This is a genomic window from Pseudoalteromonas sp. SG44-8, from assembly GCF_014164125.1.
Lineage (GTDB): Bacteria > Pseudomonadota > Gammaproteobacteria > Enterobacterales > Alteromonadaceae > Pseudoalteromonas > Pseudoalteromonas rhizosphaerae.
Genome location: NZ_JACJEQ010000017.1, coordinates 38945 through 58075, shown reverse-complemented (window position 1 = coordinate 58075; position 19131 = coordinate 38945). Strand labels below are relative to the sequence as shown.

Here is a 19131-nt window from a genome sequence, read left to right as displayed (position 1 = left end):
TTTTACCTCAAGTTAGGCGACGATTGGGGATATTTTTTCTTTTCTGCGTAACATTTCACCGGCAAGTGCTAAATACGCTTTAGCGCCACTTGATGCCCGGTCATAATACATTGCGGGTGCACCAAAACTCGGCGCTTCAGCTAAACGTACATTACGTGGGATCACGGTGCGGTATACTTTATCGCCAAAATGTTGTTTAAGCTGCTCAGATACATCATTGGCCAAACGATTACGCGGATCGTACATAGTACGTAAAATCCCTTCAATCTGTAGTTTTGGATTAACTAACTTGGCTAATTGCGTAATTGTGTCCATTAATGCGGTTAAGCCTTCAAGCGCATAATATTCACATTGCATAGGCACTAAAATTGAATCCGCGGCCGCCATTGCATTCACCGTAAGCATGTTCAGTGATGGTGGGCAGTCGATAAAAATAAATTCATATTGATCAGATATTTTTTCAAGGGCATTGCGTAGTCGTACTTCTCGAGCATAAAGCTCCATCAGTTTAACTTCGGCGGCGGTAACATCACCATTGGCAGCAATTAAATGATATTCACCAGAGGTTTCTTTAGTAACAACTTCTTCAATTGGTTTATCTTCGATTAATAAATCATAAATTGTTGCCACATCGCCGTATTTGTCTACGCCGCTACCCATGGTTGCATTGCCTTGCGGATCGAGATCAATAAGCAACACTTTACGTTTAGTTGCAGCCATTGATGCCGCGAGATTAACTGCTGTGGTGGTTTTACCCACACCACCTTTTTGGTTTGCTATTGCGATGACTTTTGCCACAGTATCTCTGATCCCTAGTCTTTAGAAAGAATAATTAAATGTCTTTGCGCATCTAATTTTGGTACTTCCAAGGTGATTTTTTGCTCGAACTTAACACCTGCTGGTAAAGATTCTAGCTCTTCACTTGGAAATACGCCTTTTAAGGCAATAAACTTACCTGAATGATCAATCAAGTGCGAACACCAGTCAACCATATCTTGTAAAGATGCAAAAGCACGACTCAATACACCATCTAATTTAACACTTGGTTGATAATCTTCAACTCTAGACTGCACCGGGGTTACATTTTTCAGACCTAGCTCATGTTTTACCTGCATTAAAAAACGCACGCGTTTACCTAAACTATCTAATAAAATAAATTGTGTCTCAGGTAATGCAATAGCTAATACGATACCCGGAAGACCAGGACCCGTACCAACATCAATATAATGATGACCGGGTAGGTGAGGTGCAACAACTAAGCTATCCATAATATGCTTAATCATCATATCCTCAGGTAAACGCACTGAGGTTAAATTATAAGCTTTGTTCCATTTATTGAGTAACTCAACATACTGAACCAATTGTTGCTGTTGTTTTTCAGTCAGCGCAATATCAGTTTGCGCTAACAAAGTAGTTAATTGTTGCTGTAACACAGTATTCCTTAATGACTACGCAATTTTACGTAGTAAGCCTTGCTTCTTCAGATAAACTAATAATAGCGAAATAGCAGCAGGCGTGATACCTGAAATACGTGATGCTTGACCGATTGTATCAGGACGCGCCTCAGTTAATTTAGCAACCACTTCATTTGATAGACCCGATACGATCGAGTAATCATAATCTTTAGGCAAAATAGTTAACTCATGACGAAGTTGCTTATTGATCTCTTCTTGCTGACGAGCAATATAACCTGCGTACTTAGTGTGGATCTCAACTTGCTCTAACGCTGTTGCATGATCAAACTCAGATCCTAATCCTTCGATCGCCATTAGATCGTTATAACGGATCTCAGGGCGACGTAATAATTCTTCTAAACTTGCTTCTCGGGTTAATGGTGTTTTAAGTAAGCCATTAACTTGATCAATTACAGCGTGATCTTTATGGATCCAAGTTTCTTTGATCCGTTGAGATTCTTTTGCAATGATATCCATTTTTTCATTAAATGCTTGCCAGCGTTCATCGTTAACTAAACCAAGTTCACGACCTTTTGCTGTTAAACGAATATCAGCGTTGTCTTCACGTAGTAACAAACGGTATTCAGCACGACTAGTAAACATACGGTACGGTTCTTTGGTACCTAGTGTAGTTAAATCGTCGATTAATACACCGACATAAGCTTCATCACGGCGTGGTGTCCAAGGCTCTTTACCTTGCACTTGCAATGCTGCATTCATACCTGCAATTAAGCCTTGTGCACCTGCTTCTTCATAGCCTGTAGTGCCATTGATCTGTCCAGCAAAGAACAAACCATCAATAAATTTGGTCTCTAATGATTTCTTTAAATCGCGTGGATCAAAAAAGTCGTACTCGATAGCATAGCCTGGACGGCAAATATGTGCATTTTCAAAGCCAGTGATTGATTGCACAATCTCTAATTGCACATCAAATGGCAAACTAGTTGAAATACCATTTGGATAAAGCTCATAAGATGTTAGGCCTTCAGGCTCAACAAAAATTTGATGTTTGTCTTTATCTGCAAAGCGAACAATTTTATCTTCAATAGAAGGACAGTAACGTGGACCAATCCCTTCAATAACACCTGAGTACATAGGTGAACGATGTAAATTATTGCGGATCACATCATGAGTTTTTTCATTGGTGTATGTGATGAAGCAAGAAATTTGTTGTGGATGATCTAACTGCTTACCCATAAATGAAAACACCGGTGTTATAGCATCACCAGGTTGTTGTTCCATTTTACTAAAATCAACTGTACGGGCATCAATACGTGGTGGCGTTCCAGTTTTTAAGCGATCAACACGAAATGGTAATTCACGTAAACGATTTGCTAATGCGATTGAAGGTGGATCACCAGCGCGACCACCTTTGAAGTTTTCTAAGCCAATGTGAATTTGGCCACCAAGGAAAGTGCCTACGGTTAATACCACAGAAGGTGCGCTAAAACGCAGTCCCATTTGAGTAACAACACCTGTTACTTTATTATTTTCAACAATCAGATCATCACATGATTGCTGAAAGATCTTCAGGTTATCTTGGTGTTGTAAAATATCTTGAATAGCAGCTTTATATAAAGCGCGATCTGCTTGTGCACGAGTAGCTCTTACTGCAGGTCCCTTTGAAGAATTTAAAGTACGGAATTGAATACCGCCTTTATCAATTGCTTGGGCCATTGCACCACCTAGTGCATCAATTTCTTTAACCAAATGACCTTTGCCAATACCACCAATTGCTGGGTTACATGACATCTGACCAAGGGTATCCATATTGTGAGTCAGCAGTAGGGTATTCATACCCATACGTGCAGCAGCTAACGCAGCTTCTGTACCTGCATGTCCACCACCAACAACAATAACATCAAAATTTTCGTGAAAAATCATTTCGGGATCCTACTTAATCAACCAGCAAACTTTCAAGGGGGAGCGTATTCTACCTATAAATTTACAGAAGATAAATGATTAAACTGTGGCCAAGATCTAAGTAAATGATCTCTAATAATATAAAGGATCTTTTAAAGAGATCTTTTATTACTGTTACTACTACTGAGCATGATTTCTGTTGATAAGGTTTAGTTTACTTATTAAAACATAAAGTTAGATCGGATCTAAAGGTGTTAATATGATCGGATCTAACTGATTATAAGCTCTGATCAAAAAGGCTCTTTATGCACAGGGGGTATTGGATCAGATCTTATCCAATGGATAACATAGTCTTAAAACGCAGTTAGATCATAGCTTATCCACAATCTGATCTAAATACTCAGTAAATTGTGGGTAACTTTAAATTTGGATCTAAACTGTGATCTTAATTAAATACGCTTTATTTGCTCGATCCAGCTTGGTAACCAAGCTAATGCGGTGTCTTCTGGTAGTTCTTCATCAAGAATATTCAACTCTAAGCGCTCTGCTATACAGCGCGCGCCTTTACTTACTAAAAGTTGTTCTAGATTACGGCCAGCGAGGTTATAGGTATCATAACTGGTGTCACCTAAACCAATAACACTAAAGTTTAATCCTTTTAAATCATTAACTTGATTAATATCTTCAACAAAGGATAAAAGGTTCTCAGGGTAATCACCAGCACCATAAGTAGAAGTACACAATAACCAGATAGTATTTTCTTGGTTTATCTGTGAAAAGTTAGGTTGATCATGAACTTCTGTAGTGATCCCTTGAGTAACTAACTGCTCTGCTAGTTGCTCACCTACATACTCAGCAGATCCCATTTGGCTGCCTATAATGATATTAACGGAGTTCATAATTCTATTTGATCACACAACTGCTTAGTTATAGGCTTATGATAACTGAGTTTACTCAGCAGTAAAGCCTTGAATGGAAGTTTGTATAAGTATTTAAGGTACGATTTTTGATGTTTTTTATTTTTAATTCGTAATTTCTTGATATATATGAATAAAATAAAGTATTCCAATATGTAATCTTCTGATCAAGCTGTTGATAAAAAGTGGGAAAGCTGGGTAGTAAAAACATAAGATCTTATTTTTATTTTACTAAGCTATTGATTTTATGTTTTATGAGTGGTGAATTTTCGTTTTATTAAGAGTTTTAAAACGAGTGATCATAATGTGGATAGATCGCCTGTTGATAACGATCGTTTTGGCTATAAATTAATTTATGAAATGCCAAAAAATATTTCAAGTAGGGTGCTAAATTAGTAATTAATGGCAATTAAAGTTGATTTAGTGGGTTTATTGCTCGATTTATACTGTTTGAGCTAATAAATTGAGTACTTTTTATATGCCTCTCAGTTAAAAATGATCAAAAAAGCCCAAATTGTGGATAACAATTTGAGCTTGTGCTGATCAATTTCTAAATTAGTTGCTATTTTTATCACTAATTATGATTTTAATTTTGTATAAATAGCTTTTAAAACTCCGATTAGAATAAATGATCGCTACTTTTTGTGCTATTAAAAGTACTGCTAGCGGTAAAAATATAGGCTTTTGTGGCATCAAATAGTGCATTACCAAGCGTATATCTTTGCACGCCATGTGCAAATAATGAGCTGCTATTACTACTATTATCGCAAAGGAAATCACTTTTTAATGGCTGTGCCATCACGTTAAGTGGCACCTTAAGTGTCGTTGTTATTTGCTTTATTGCTGTTAAATCGGATAATCCAGGGATAAAAATACCATCAACGCCAGCGTCTTGATAAGCCAAAGATCGAGTTATTACATGTTCAAGAGAAGCCATATTTTGGCTGTAGCAATCAGTTCTAGCATTGATAAATAGCTGTGAAAAACCATACTTTTTAAGTGTATTTTTAATCGATTTAAGGATCTCTACTTGGTGTTCTAGGGAGCGTAACTGAGCTGTTTTTTTATCTGAATCCTCAATATTAATACCGACAGCACCTAATTTGGCTACGGCCAAAACATGCTGACAAATAGTGCTTACGTCATTACTGTAACCTGATTCAATATCCACAGAAACAGCAATATTAACAGCATCGATTATTGGTTTTAGCTGACTTATAAACTCCTCAAATGAGCATTGTTCGCCATCTTCTTGACCTCGAGATTGGGCCATCCCCCAACTTGTTGTGGCGATAGCAGCAAAACCAGCATCAGCTAATATACGAGCGCTTAATGGATCCCACGCATTTGGTAATAAAAATAATTGGTCTTGTTTATGTAATTGATGAAAGGTTTGGTATTTATTCATAATGATCTCAAAAGTGAATTTCATTATGACTATAAAAAGATTACGGTGACTACGCTGGCCAAATTCGGCACTGAACGTAAATTTTAGTGTGAGTTATGTTGAAATACAGCGCGAACTACTGTTATTTATAGGGGGTGGTCGTGTGACCCATAATGCTGCGAATGCAGCTCCTCAGGAACGTGTTACGGGCATTTAATACGCCCTTTTTCTTTATGCTCATTACGAGCGAGTTCAACATTAAAATTATCACAGTGATCAGAGATTGCAACACCTTTTGGTGAGCTCAAATCTCTATCCCTCTTCTGGCCCTGCAATTATTCAAGGCGGATCGGATGTCGAGGCATCATGAGCAGTGGCCTCGACGGACGACTCGTCGCCAATCCGCCTTAAAAGTTTATTTTTTTGTGGGGCTAATTATTTATATGTTCATCTCTATGTTTCTTTAAAAGATTTATCTTTTTATGTGATAATCCTGCTTTACCGTAGCGGTATATCAAATAATTAGCTATGTCTTGTTCATGGGTTGACATTATTACTTGTCGATCTCGAAATTCTACTCTTAATAAATCACTGAGAGATGCGATATTGATTTCATCCATACACTGCGTAGGATCATCAATGAAAACAAAAGCTGTTTCTGCATATTTTTTGTTAAGAGCAAGAAATAAGGCCAGTGCTAAGGCGCTGATTTGCCCGCTGCTCATAGAGAGAACAGCATCGTGTTCATTTCCCTTTGCTGTTTTAAACTGCAAAGGAGTATCTTTTTGAGTTCCCTCAGTTCGCTCTAAAAAAATTCCTAATCCAGTCTGCATATTTTGTAATAAGCGTCCACTGTATATGTGGAACAGTAATTCAATCTCACCAAGTGTTTTGTTTATATACGTATTACGAGCTAAATTGAGCTGCTTTTCAGTTTCTTTTAACTTATTCTCTACCTTGCTAATAGCCTCTAACCTTGCTTGGGATTGGTTGAAAGCTATTAGCTTTATTTCATGTGTTTTGCTGATAAGGTTGTTGTACTCGTTATGTAGATAAGCGAGTTTCTTTTTAATTAAATCTTGAGTAATGACCTTAAGCTCTTCAGAGTTACTAAAAGTACTATGATAGAAAGCGAAAGCCTGCTCTGAAAGTAAGTCGCTTTCAGCTTCAAATGACGATTGTATTTGTTGACGCACAATCTCAACTTGTTCTGCTTTTTGCTCTGGAGTTTCTAAGTATTCAGTTGGTAGTGTAATATTTATGTTTTGAACACGCTCTGCGATTTTGATTAGACGCAGTGATTGATGCTCATTCAACTCCAATTCACGAAGTAGCACAGGGTTGAACTCTGTATCTATTTTTACTAGTTGTTGTTCAAGTTTTGGAATTAGTGTTTGTAGGGTTATACTAATTTTTTGCGTATAGCTAGCAACTTTTTGTCCATTTTCATCAAGCTCTCTTTCAATTGTTTTTGTTCGAGTATCTATCGCATCAATGAGCAATTTTTGCTCATTGTAATCAAAACCACACAGAGGACAGTGAGCCTCATCCTGATTAATAGCCGCTTTTAATCGACTTCTTAACTCTAGAGTTTTGTTTTTTGTTTCCTCTATTTTGCCTTGGTAAGCTTGGAATTTTTCTTTAGCCTTAACTAGCTCACAAAAGTCATCGAACTGATCTGTCAATGATTGTTTGAGTGGTGGTAAGTCAATTTCTTTTAGTGCAGTTGCGTTCTTTTTGGCAATGTTTATTGCTTGATTCAATGGTTTTCTTTGTTCACGTAAGTTTTTTAACTTTTGTAGTTTATGAAAATGCGGAGCAAGGTTTATGGCTAAAGCAAACTCTTTTGTCTGTAAGAAAGCTCTTTTCTTCCTGTTTCTTTCTCGCAACTCGATCTCGCTAGAGTGCTCGAGAAGTGTTTTAATAAGATTCACCTGTGCAAGTTGATTCGGGTAATCAGCCACGCGCTCAATTGTTAGAGGTGCCTCTGAATCCCAGATTGGAGTTGGCTCCATAGTAGTCAGTCGGCAATACTCTGCTGCTTCTCCAGGTGCAGATAACTGCTGCTTTAGTTGATTAATTTCTTTATCTAATAAGTCTTTGTTTTTTACTTCTAGGTCGTAAGCTGATTTTCGAGCTTCTTTTAGGTTATTAATATTTTCCCTTCTAGCCTCAAGTTCATCTAAATTGATAAGATGTTCAATTTGCTTGGTTCGAGTTGTATCTCCGCAGCAACCATCTGGAATGACCAATGCTTTGCTATCTTGCTGAAGGTAGTTTAATACGTCGAAGTTTTTTTGAAAGTTACTCCCTAAGTGTTGCTGCCAGAACGCATTCTCATCGTTAATTGCTTTTGCAGATGTCCAGTCATTGAAGCTTACTAGCTGATATAACTTAAAAATAGAGAACTCACTAGGCTTGTTCTTTTTGGACTTCATTTCATTAGCTTCAGCCTTACGCATAATGCTTATTGATTCGCTGCCATTAGTTAGCTCAGCCACAATACAGATATCACCAGTATAACCATTATGCCTATAAAGATTACTTTTAAAGCTATGTTTATTAGGGGTAACTGGTTTTAATCGAGCTGTAATTCTAGGTAGCTTCCCACGGAAAAGTAGCTGTTTAGCATCAAATAGAGATGTTTTACCAAATCCATTTGGTCCATCATAGATGATTAGGTCACTTTCATAATGCTCTTCGAAGGAAGAGAATACTTTGAAGCCATTTATTTTTAGTCGATTAATTCGCCATTTGTTCATCTATTAGTGTCTCCATGACTTTTTTATATTCACTACCTTTATCAAGTTGTAGCTCTATTGATTGGAAGAAGGTTAAAAGTTGCTTCTCGCTTAGCAGCTGATCCGCAATTTTATTTGCGTCTTCTAAAGTTGACTCTTGTATTGGAGCAGCTAAAAAAGGAAGTTTGACAAAAAGACGGCAGGTCAAGCTAAAAGCAGTTTCCTCGCTTGGATTTTCTTTATAGCGTGTAAAAGCTTCAGAGCTGGATATTAATGAGTCTATGTCTTCACCTCTATCAAGGTATTGTTTTAGCTGGTCTAGTTCCTTTGTTGTATAATATAAAACATGTTTTTTGAGGCTATAGGCATTTTCTTCAATATCAAAAATACTATGCTCCTGCTGCGGAAGCTCTGTAAGCTCGTCCAACTTGAATAAGATAACCAAGTCAGTATTCTTAGCAAAAGATGGTTTTGTTAGAAGGCTTTCAGGGGTTTTATCTTGCACTTGAGCATTTAGCTTAGATGGAGAGCATAGCTGATTGACTTCTAGAACAACAAGGAAGCGCTGGAAGCGAGAATCTTTTGCTTCATAAAAATCTAATTCTTCAAATGGAGATTCCAACTGTTGAAATTGACAAGGTGACTTTTCCGCTACTTGTTGAATAATCTGTTTAATCATTTAGTTCCCCTTGAGCATCTTCCGTTGAGATGAATCTTACGTTATGAATTTTTGTGAGTCGGTTCTTGTCTTCATCATCTTCTGAAACATCTATAAACTTTCCCGTTATTTTTGAAGCTTCACTGAGTGGGAAAGGGGGATGCTTCATTTCAACAATTAAATTGTTATATTCGTACAAAATATCCTGAATTATTGAGTTTTCTCGTAATGCTTCAACATTGTTTTGTATTTCTGATAAAGATAGCTTCTCATTGATTTTTTTTAATTGAATAGCTGTTGGTAGATATGTGCCAAATATTTGTTGGTGATAATGAGGAAGATCAGAGGCAACTACTAATTTCCTAATAAGTGCAATTATATCCATATAGTTTTCTACACTGTCATGACTAAATCCTTCAACGGTAACAGAGGCTATATTTGGCTTTTTAGCATAATAGAGCCTCTTCAGCTTTGACAGATCCATATGGGCAATAGCGTTTCGGCAAGCTAATATATCTATAAGTGATATTTGTGATGAAGTTTCATTACTTTCGATAAGAAGATCCGTTCTTTCGAGTAAGTTGCGCTTAAATCTGTTCAAAACCATGCGTTCATCGGTATCATCTAGGACTTCTGATTTTAAACATTCCTCAATCTCAGTAAATAAAATTGGAGTTTTATTAGCTGCGTTAAACTTTATTTCACCCTCATTGTGAATTTTGGAATGAGCTGATATAACTTTTGTATCAAGTAACGTATAGAGCAAGGCAAGCTTATACTGTATTAGTAGTGGAGAGCTGTTTAGTTTAGCTTTTGCTAAATAGTCCGAGGTTACTTTCTCAAGTTTGGCGTTAACTTGGTCCAGCTGAAGGTATTGGTTGCCATCATTATAGCGATAAAACTCAACTTTGTTTTGCGTAGTGTTGGTTGGATTAAATGGAGAAAAGTCATCTAGTTCACGAGCAACATGAAACCAGCGTTTAGTATTTTTATCAATTCCATATGCTGCAATCTCTGCTGCCTGTTGAACTGCTGAATTATATGCAGAGCGTTTACTATCTACTCTAGCTTTTACTTGATGAAGACTTAAAGCCTTATCTTCCTGACTATAAATAACAAAATCATCAAGAGACTCTACCTTTAAGTTGCATGGTCTATAACTTTCATCGTTGAGTAAGTGAATACAATGATAGAGAGCAACTTTTCCTTGATATATAAAACCACTCCATGAAGCTATCGCACTGCTATCTCTTATTTTTTTTGGAACATCCATATATATTATCTTCTTCAAAGAGCAAAATTTAAGTATGTCAATAACATAGCAAACTCACTCAGTCGCTTCTATTATTATTAAACAATTTCCTCTCATTTATTGAACTAAACCACTCTTGAATTCAAGTCCCGTAAAGCTATAAATCGGAACCCCGCAAGCGGGGCCCCCTTGCTTCGCAACCCTGCGGGCGATTTCTAGTTTGACTGGCTTTTCTCTGCGTAGTGAAGGTTATCCAAGAGGTATGCGGTGCTCTGAGTGGCAAGCACTCGACGCTTTTACACCTCCTAGATACAACTGGCTTTTCAAATAAAGCGGGAAGGTAAATAAATTTATATTTATCTGTTTTTATTATATTTTCCCCGTTTCCCAATCTAATCTCCTTTATTGAAATAGACTTGGTAGGGTGGTCATAGCCTCTTTTCGTTTACGATCTATAATAACTTCCTCTTTGGTGGACCAATAGTGGCCCATAACAAAGAGAGTGGTGGGCCATTCAAGACCCATATTATGTAACTAAAGGAAACTATTGAAAGATTAAAAATCTATTAGATTTATGAATAAATTAGATATTTTAACTTTCGTTGGATGTTTGTTTCCTTTAGTTTACCTTGTTATTTACCGATACAAAACGAGCTGAAAATTTTGCCAAGTAGATCGTCAGAGGTAAATTCACCGGTGATCTCGTTTAAGTAGTTTTGTGTTAAACGTAGTTCTTCAGCTAGGATCTCACCGGCAATATGCATCTCTAATTGGTCTTTGCCAGTTTGTAAATGATGAGCTGCGCTATCGAGTGCATCCAAGTGACGACGGCGGGCCATAAAACCGCCTTCGGTAGCTCCCTGAAAACCTATACATGCTTTTAAGTGAGTACGAACTAACTCTATACCATCAGCATTTTTAGCACTTAAGCTGATCACTGGATATTGCTGGTTTTCGCTCATACCTACTTCGTCACCCGATAAATCGGCTTTATTTCTGATCACGGTTACGCCCATACCGGCAGGTAGTTTGGCCATAAACTCTGGCCAAATAGCATGTGGGTCAGTGTCTTTGGTATCAGTGCCATCAAGCATAAACAACACGCGGTCGGCTTGTTTTATTTCATCCCATGCGCGTTCAATGCCTATTTGCTCAACGCGGTCTGGGCTTTCCCGCAGGCCTGCAGTATCTATAATATGTAGCGGCATGCCATCAATGTGAATGTGTTCTCGTAGTACGTCACGGGTGGTGCCGGCAATTTCAGTAACAATAGCGGCTTCACGCCCTGCAAGTGCATTTAGTAAACTAGATTTGCCTGCGTTAGGGCGCCCAGCAATCACCACGCGCATACCTTCACGCATAATGCTGCCTTGTTTTGCTTGATTGGTCACATTGCTTAGCTGGGTGATAATAGCATTTAGATCACCAGAGACTTTACCGTCAGATAAAAAGTCTATTTCCTCATCGGGAAAATCAATGGCCGCTTCAACGTACATACGCAAGTGAATGACTTTTTCAACTAAGGTATCAATGTGCTTAGAGAACTCGCCCTGGAGTGATTGTAAGGCGCTTTTGGCTGCTTGTTCTGAAGTGGCATTAATTAAGTCAGCAATTGCTTCTGCTTGGGTTAAGTCCATTTTGTCGTTCATAAAGGCGCGCTCAGAAAACTCGCCTGGCTTTGCTAATCGCACACCTTCAATTTGGCTAATTTCTTTAAGTAGCATATCCAGTACTACAGGACCGCCATGGCCTTGTAGTTCAAGTACATCTTCGCCAGTGAAGGAGTTTGGCCCGGCAAAATAAATAGCAATACCTTGATCAAGTTGCTCGCCAGCAAGACTGTTAAATGGCACGTAATCGGCGTAACGCACCTTAGGGCAACGACCAATAATCTGTTCGGCGACGATTTTTACTAAACTGCCAGAAACGCGAATAATACCAACGCCACCACGACCAGGTGCGGTTGCTTGTGCTGCAATTGTGTCTTGATTGATCATGCTAATAATTTGCCAACTTAAAGAGTAATGGTATGGGCGTATTGTAACCTATGCAGTTATGACTGGCGAATAGCGGGCAATAAAAAAGGCGACCAATGGTCGCCTTAATTTAAGTAACTGAGCAAATTAGCCCCTGACTTTTATTCCTTGCTTTTCCATACCGCGATAGATGATCAGCATCTGTGCGATAGAGATAAGGTTTGATACTAACCAGTAAAGTACTAGACCAGATGGGAACCAAAGGAAGAACACTGAGAAGATAACCGGCATAAAGGTCATCATCTTTTGTTGCATCGGATCAGTTACCGTCATTGGTTGTAGCTTTTGCGTTATAAACATACTTGCACCAAATAAAATTGGTAATACGTAGTATGGGTCTTTCGCAGATAAGTCAGTTAACCAAAAAATAAATTCAGCATGACGCAGTTCTGTTGATTCTAAGAATACATAAAATAGCGCTAAGAAAATTGGCATTTGCAGCAAAATAGGGAAACAGCCACCCATAGGGTTTACTTTCTCTTTGCGGTACATTTCCATGGTTGCTTGGCCGAATTTTTGACGGTCATCACCAAACTTTTCTTTTAATGCAGCCATTTTAGGCTGTAGGGCACGCATCTTCGCCATTGACGTATATTGCGCTTTGGTAAGTGGGTACATTGCTGATTTAACAATCACAGTAATGGCGATAATTGCCACACCCCAGTTACCTAGTATGCTATGTAGCCATTTTAATAGTATAAATAACGGCTGTGAGATAAACCATAACCAACCGTAATCGACAGTTAAATCTAAGTTCGGATGAATAGCTTCAAGTATATCCGACTCTTTAGGGCCCATATAGTAAGTTGCACCAAGAGTTGCTTGTTGGTTCGCTTGTACATTTATCGGCTCACCTTTAGCACCAATAATTGCTGCGTTGCCTTTAGCAATTAAGCTGTAAAGGGTATTTTGCTGTTCTTGCGAAGGAACCCACGCACTTACAAAGTAGTGCTGAATAAAAGCAATATAACCACCTTGGGTATTAATGCTAAGGTTTTTGTCGGCCATATCAGAAAAGCTATATTTCTCGTACTTTTCCTCAGCAGAACCATAGGCAGCACCTAAGTAGTTTTGGTCAACTAAGCTGCCTTTATCTTGTACTGTGCGTTTTACTTGCGTATACAGCTGTACTTGAATTGGCTCTGCGGTGGTGTTATTTACTGAGTATTCTAAAGCAACATCGTATTGACCTTTTTTGAATACATACGTTTTAGTAAAACTAACACCTTTGCTATCAGTAAATGTAAGTGGTACGCGAAGTTCGTCACCTGTTAAAGCAAATGTTTTTTGCTCAGAGTGATAAACCGGGCGACCTTCTGCAGATGCATCTGGGCCATTTAAGCCTATTAAACCACTCTGAGAGAAGTATTGTTTACCATCAAACTCACCAAGTAACATATAAGGCGTTTCGCTGCCTTTTGTTTCTTCGTATTGCAGTAAGTCAGCTTCAACAATATCACCACCACGGGTGTCAATTTTAACTTTGAATACGTCAGTAGTAATTTCAATAACTGAACGTTTCGCGGTTGTTGCTGCAGTTGGTAATTCACCATCGGTTGATGATGGAACATAATCATCAGAGTCAGGGGAATTAGTTTGTAGTGTTTGTGTGTTGGCACTAGGATCGACTTTTGGTGCGTTGTAGTCTTTATTCCACTCTTGGAACAATAAAAACGATACAAGCATCAGGCCGATGAATAAAAACGTGCGTTGCGATTCCATAACAGCTCTTATTTCTCGTGTTGGTGGTTAATATGGGTTAATTTTTCAGGTACGGGATCATCCCCACCTGAATGTAAAGGATGACATTTTAATATGCGTTTAACCGCTAACCAACTCCCTTTTACAGATCCATGCAAATTAATTGCTTGAATAGCATAACTAGAGCAGGTTGGATTAAAGCGACAATGCGGACCTAACAGCGGACTAATCCACTTTTGATAACCACGAATTAATAACACTAAACAGCGCTTAGGAAAAGCAACAAGTGGTTTTAGTAACCTCATGATGTTCAAGCCTCTGCGTAATATTTAGTGAATGGATACCATGAATTTAAACGCCCAAAATGGAATTTTAAATGCATGATTAAAAGGTGAGCTAAAGATACCTTAATTAACCATGTAATTCTATTGCTATTGGCTCTGTTTATTGGATTTAGCCGATTTGTTGGGGCGTTTTTTAAACGGCGGTGGTTTTGGTGCACCAGGTTTACAGCGTTCGTTAATCTTGCGCCATAATTTAGTGAGTTGTTTAGTTAGCTCTTCATTTGACTGTTCATCAATACCACTTTTAACCATCAGCACAATATCGACATTATCAATAGTGTGTTGGTTTAAACGAAAACTTTCGCGAGCAAGACGTTTAATACGGTTTCGTTGGCAAGCTTTTTTAACCCGTTTTTTAGCGACAGTGAGTCCTAAGCGAGGTTTTGCTTGGTCATTGGGTTTTGCTAATAAGGTAAAAAAAGGAGTTGCGGCCCGAGCGGGTTCATTAAAGATGCGAGAGTAATGCGAGGGAGTTAACAGACGTAACTCCCTGCCAAAGTTAAAGTCTTCCACTTATATATTAAGCAGAAAGAACTTTGCGGCCTTTAGCGCGGCGACGAGCTAATACTTTACGGCCATTTACAGTTGCCATGCGAGCACGGAAACCGTGTGCACGTTTGCGTTTTAAAACGCTAGGTTGAAAAGTTCTTTTCATAACAATTCCATCCGATCGGTTAAAGGTTAAAACATCCTATGCAGGTCGCGATCCTGGCACAGGTGCCATTGCGAGCGCGAGATATTATCGATGAAGTGCCTTAAAGTCAACCATAATCGCATTTATAATAGAGGGGTGATAATAGATCTGTTGGCAGGATCTGCTAGGATCCTTATATTAAAGAAGTTTTCCACAGGCTCTGTATAAAAAGTGCATAAAAGCTTGGGGTAAGTAAAATAGATCACATAATTTGATCGCGATCCAAGCCCTTTTTTGCTATGATCATACTTTGAAGTTAAAAATAATTGCTATTAAAAATCAATGTCTTGCTTGTTTTTTTTAGCCAGATCATATTTTTCAAAAAAATCAATCTTGTACTTGTGGATAAAGTGCATTCATAATACTCGGTCTTGGGTTAATAAATTGCCTAAATAATAGTAATAAATGTATGATTTCCGGCCACTAAAGATGACCGGGAATAAATACTAAGTCTTTGGGAGTTTAACTGTGTATCTGTCGGTTTGGCAAAGTTGTTTATATGTATTGCAAGATGAACTGCCTTCGCAGCAGTTCAGTATGTGGGTAAGACCACTACAAGCAGAAAGTACCGAAGATACCCTGACGATTTATGCACCTAATCGCTTTGTGCTTGATTGGGTAAGAGAAAAGTACTTAAACCGAATTAATGAATTACTTGTTGAGATTTGTAAGGATGAAGCGCCAGAGTTACGCTTTGATGTAGGTAGCAAGCCAATCCACAATGCGCAAGTGATCGCGCCTGCAACAACTGGCTCTGCGACCCCGATGAATCAGCCGGCAGCAAAGCAGCAACCAAAAGCAGCTAAAGCTGTGGTTGAGCCTGCTCCTAAGTCTGGTTACAAATCAAACATTAAAGAAAACTACACCTTTGATAGTTTTGTTGAAGGTAAATCTAACCAGTTAGCAAAAGCTGCTGCGACGCAAGTTGCGGATAATCCTGGTGCAGCTTTTAACCCAGTATTTATATATGGTGGAACGGGTTTAGGTAAAACGCATTTATTACATGCGGTTGGCAATGGCATTATGGCAAATAAGCCAGATGCAAAAATTGTTTATATGCACTCAGAACGCTTTGTGCAAGATATGGTTAAAGCCCTGCAAAATAATGCTATTGAAGAATTTAAGCGTTATTACCGCAGTGTTGATGCTTTAATGATCGATGATATTCAGTTTTTTGCTAACAAAGAACGCTCTCAAGAAGAATTCTTTCATACTTTCAATGCATTACTTGAAGGTAACCAACAAATTATTTTAACCTCAGATCGTTATCCAAAAGAGATTGAAGGAGTTGAAGATCGCCTTAAATCACGTTTTGGTTGGGGTTTAACCATCGCGATTGAGCCGCCAGAGCTTGAAACGCGAGTGGCTATTTTGATGAAAAAAGCCCAGCAGAGTAAAATTAATTTACCTCACGAAGTGGCCTTTTTTATCGCTAAAAAATTACGTTCAAATGTGCGTGAGTTAGAGGGCGCGCTTAATCGTGTGATTGCTAATGCAAACTTTACTGGTCGACCAATTTCGATCGACTTTGTAAAAGAAGCATTACGTGACTTACTCGCTTTGCAGGACAAACTGGTCACGATAGACAATATTCAACGTACGGTTGCTGAATATTATCGTATTCGTGTCTCAGACCTGCTATCTAAGCGCCGCAGCCGCTCTATCGCAAGACCTCGTCAAGTTGCTATGGCACTGTCTAAAGAACTTACCAATCACAGCTTACCTGAGATTGGTGATGCCTTTGGTGGCCGCGACCACACTACAGTATTGCATGCTTGCAGAAAGATTAAATCACTACGTGATGAAAGCCACGAAGTGAAAGAAGATTACCAAAACCTAATAAGAACATTGTCATCTTAGGGCTGACTTTATTATGCAAATAACTATATCAAGAGAACAATTTTTAAAACCTTTGGTGCAAGTATCCGGCGCAATTGAACGCAAGCATACCTTGCCAATTTTATCTAACGTTTTGTTAGAGGTTGAAAATGGCGAGCTTTCAATGACAGGTACAGACCTTGAGATTGAACTTGTTGCAAAGGTTTTTGTTGGCGATGATACCGCTGATACTAAATTGACTTTGCCAGCTAAAAAATTACTCGATATTTGTAAAAGTCTGCCAGACGGTTCAGATTTAACGTTGAGCAGTCAAGATCACCAACTATTACTGACTAGTGGAAAAAGTCGCTTTTCATTAACTACACTCGCTGCGGAAGACTTTCCTAATCTTGAGCAGTGGGACGGTGAAGTTGAATTTCAACTAACGCGCTTAGAACTGCGAAAGTTACTTGAAAGCACTCACTTTTCGATGGCCAATCAAGACGTACGCTATTACTTAAATGGTATGTCGTTTGAAGTAGATAATACTGATATAAAAACAGTGGCTACTGATGGTCACCGTTTAGCAATTGCGCAAAAACAATTAACGCAATCGTTAAACACTCAACGTCAGCTAATAATTCCGCGTAAAGGCGTACAAGAAATTATGCGGCTAATGGTTGCTGATGATGAGTTGGTGACAATTCAATTTGGTGCAAATCATATTCGTATTTTAGATACAGAGTTTACTTTTACTAGTAAATTAGTTGATGGGCGTTTTCCTGATTACCGCCGAGTATTGCCACGTGGTGGTGATAAAGTGATTACCGCAAATCGTGAATGGTTACGCAGTGCGTTTCAACGGGTATCTATTTTATCGAACGAGAAGTTTAGAGGTGTACGGTTAAACTTATCGAACGGACTATTAAAAATTACCGCCAACAACCCAGAGCAAGAGCAAGCTGAGGAAGTGGTTGAAGTGAGCTATCAAGGTGATGACTTAGAAATTGGCTTTAACGTATCGTATGTTTTAGATGTATTAAATACATTAAAAACAGAAGACGTTTTATTTACGCTTGCTGATTCAAATAGTAGTGCATTGATAGAAGGTGCTGGCGATGAAGAAGCCATGTACGTTGTTATGCCAATGCGCTTATAAGGCACTATGAGTTTAAGTCATTTGAGCCTCAATAATTTTCGGAATATTGAGGCACTCACTGTAGAGCCAGTGAATGGTATTAACATAATTTATGGTGAAAATGGCAGTGGCAAAACCAGCCTTCTTGAGGCTATTTATTACCTTTCTCATGGCAAGTCTTTCCGCACCCCAAAACACAAAAGTATCATTACGCACCATAAAGAAAAATTCACCATTCATGGTCGTAAATCACTTTATAACTTATCAATTCCAATCGGTATTAGTAAGACTTTAAGTGGTGAGACCGAATTAAAAATACAGGGTAAGTCTAGTCGTCGAGTGTCTGAACTTGCCCAGTTAATGCCAGTACAAGTGATCACCCCTGAAAGCTATTCGTTGTTTTTTGGAGGTCCAAAAGAACGCCGAAAATTTTTAGATTTAGGATTGTTCCACGTGGAACAAGACTTTTTTTATTTGTGGCAATCTTTCAATAAAGTATTAAAGCAACGTAATGCATTATTGAAAAGTAAGCCTAAGAATTATTTTGATCAAATCAAGTTTTGGGATAAAGAATTTGTTAGACTGGCAGACCAAATAAATAATTTACGAATTGCGTATATAAGTAGGTTTAAGCAGCAATTTTTTGATAAAATGTGTGCAGAATTAACGCTTATACGCGATTTAGAAATAAGTTTTTATGCTGGTTGGAAAGAAAATGAATCTCTAGCCGACGCTCTCGAACAAAGCTTTGAGCGTGATAGTCGCCAAGGTTTTACAAATAAAGGGCCGCATAAAGCTGATTTCAGTTTTAGTGTCGCTGGCAATAGTGTGGAAAACACCTTTTCACGCGGTCAATTGAAACTATTGCTTTATGCGTTAAAAGTAACGCAAAATAGTTTGATTGAGTCAGAGACAGAAAAGCAATCAATATTGCTAATAGATGATCTACCTTCAGAGTTAGGGGAAGATACGAAAGAGAAAGTAGGACAGTTATTGTCGCACTGTAGCTCTCAAATATTTATCTCTACAATTCAATCTGAAAGTATTTCTGCTGTGGTGGAACCCATGCAACGAGAACTACAAATGTTCCACGTGAAACATGGCAACCTAATAACAAGATAAGTGGGA

The 19131-nt window shown here is 38.4% G+C and carries 16 protein-coding genes; 3 read left to right on the top strand and 13 right to left on the bottom strand.

The features are described from left to right. Positions 1–12 precede the first annotated feature (12 nt). The 13 genes from H5163_RS13890 to rpmH all read right to left on the bottom strand — a co-directional run bounded on the left by H5163_RS13890 (position 13) and on the right by rpmH (position 15008). Positions 13–798: a ParA family protein gene (locus H5163_RS13890; protein WP_145241697.1), complete on the bottom strand. Its 786-nt coding sequence runs from the start codon at positions 796–798 to the stop codon at positions 13–15. Between the two features lie 14 nt (positions 799–812). Beyond that, positions 813–1433, bottom strand: coding sequence for a 16S rRNA (guanine(527)-N(7))-methyltransferase RsmG (gene rsmG, locus H5163_RS13885; protein ID WP_149983167.1), 621 nt, complete (start codon positions 1431–1433; stop codon positions 813–815). 15 nt (positions 1434–1448) lie between these two features. Further along, entirely contained in the window at positions 1449–3338 is a 1890-nt protein-coding gene (gene mnmG / locus H5163_RS13880) for a tRNA uridine-5-carboxymethylaminomethyl(34) synthesis enzyme MnmG (RefSeq protein WP_145241701.1), read from the bottom strand. 428 nt (positions 3339–3766) lie between these two features. Beyond that, on the bottom strand, positions 3767–4216 hold the full coding sequence (locus H5163_RS13875; protein ID WP_182735389.1) for a flavodoxin domain-containing protein: 450 nt from the start codon (positions 4214–4216) through the stop codon (positions 3767–3769). A gap of 637 nt (positions 4217–4853) precedes the next feature. Next, positions 4854–5642, bottom strand: coding sequence for an isocitrate lyase/phosphoenolpyruvate mutase family protein (locus tag H5163_RS13870; RefSeq protein ID WP_182735388.1), 789 nt, complete (start codon positions 5640–5642; stop codon positions 4854–4856). 410 nt (positions 5643–6052) lie between these two features. Then, complete coding sequence (locus tag H5163_RS13865; protein WP_182735387.1) at positions 6053–8383, bottom strand: AAA family ATPase; 2331 nt, start codon at positions 8381–8383, stop codon at positions 6053–6055. Then, positions 8364–9041 carry an ABC-three component system middle component 1 gene (locus tag H5163_RS13860; RefSeq protein ID WP_182735386.1) on the bottom strand — a complete coding sequence of 226 codons (678 nt, stop codon included), beginning with the start codon at positions 9039–9041 and terminating at the stop codon, positions 8364–8366. The genes H5163_RS13865 and H5163_RS13860 overlap by 20 nt, the downstream gene beginning before the upstream one ends. Continuing rightward, entirely contained in the window at positions 9034–10293 is a 1260-nt protein-coding gene (locus H5163_RS13855; protein ID WP_182735385.1) for an ABC-three component system protein, read from the bottom strand. Before H5163_RS13855 ends, H5163_RS13860 begins: the two co-directional genes overlap by 8 nt. A 611-nt stretch (positions 10294–10904) precedes the next feature. Continuing rightward, on the bottom strand, positions 10905–12269 hold the full coding sequence (gene mnmE / locus H5163_RS13850; RefSeq protein WP_182735384.1) for a tRNA uridine-5-carboxymethylaminomethyl(34) synthesis GTPase MnmE: 1365 nt from the start codon (positions 12267–12269) through the stop codon (positions 10905–10907). A gap of 126 nt (positions 12270–12395) precedes the next feature. Beyond that, positions 12396–14030 carry a membrane protein insertase YidC gene (yidC, locus tag H5163_RS13845; protein ID WP_145241709.1) on the bottom strand — a complete coding sequence of 545 codons (1635 nt, stop codon included), beginning with the start codon at positions 14028–14030 and terminating at the stop codon, positions 12396–12398. Between the two features lie 8 nt (positions 14031–14038). Then, positions 14039–14314 carry a membrane protein insertion efficiency factor YidD gene (yidD, locus tag H5163_RS13840; RefSeq protein ID WP_064668255.1) on the bottom strand — a complete coding sequence of 92 codons (276 nt, stop codon included), beginning with the start codon at positions 14312–14314 and terminating at the stop codon, positions 14039–14041. A gap of 126 nt (positions 14315–14440) precedes the next feature. After that, positions 14441–14866 (bottom strand): ribonuclease P protein component, encoded by a 426-nt coding sequence (rnpA, locus tag H5163_RS13835; protein ID WP_145241711.1) that lies wholly within the window; start codon positions 14864–14866, stop codon positions 14441–14443. 7 nt (positions 14867–14873) lie between these two features. Next, on the bottom strand, positions 14874–15008 hold the full coding sequence (rpmH, locus tag H5163_RS13830; RefSeq protein ID WP_004335215.1) for a 50S ribosomal protein L34: 135 nt from the start codon (positions 15006–15008) through the stop codon (positions 14874–14876). A gap of 507 nt (positions 15009–15515) precedes the next feature. Between rpmH and dnaA the strand changes: the two genes are divergently transcribed. From dnaA to recF, 3 genes are read left to right on the top strand one after another with little or no spacing between them, the layout of a single operon-like run. Next, complete coding sequence (gene dnaA / locus H5163_RS13825; protein ID WP_145241713.1) at positions 15516–16907, top strand: chromosomal replication initiator protein DnaA; 1392 nt, start codon at positions 15516–15518, stop codon at positions 16905–16907. Between the two features lie 13 nt (positions 16908–16920). After that, positions 16921–18024: a DNA polymerase III subunit beta gene (dnaN, locus tag H5163_RS13820; RefSeq protein ID WP_145241715.1), complete on the top strand. Its 1104-nt coding sequence runs from the start codon at positions 16921–16923 to the stop codon at positions 18022–18024. Between the two features lie 6 nt (positions 18025–18030). Beyond that, positions 18031–19125 carry a DNA replication/repair protein RecF gene (gene recF / locus H5163_RS13815; RefSeq protein WP_145241717.1) on the top strand — a complete coding sequence of 365 codons (1095 nt, stop codon included), beginning with the start codon at positions 18031–18033 and terminating at the stop codon, positions 19123–19125. Positions 19126–19131: the final 6 nt, after the last annotated feature.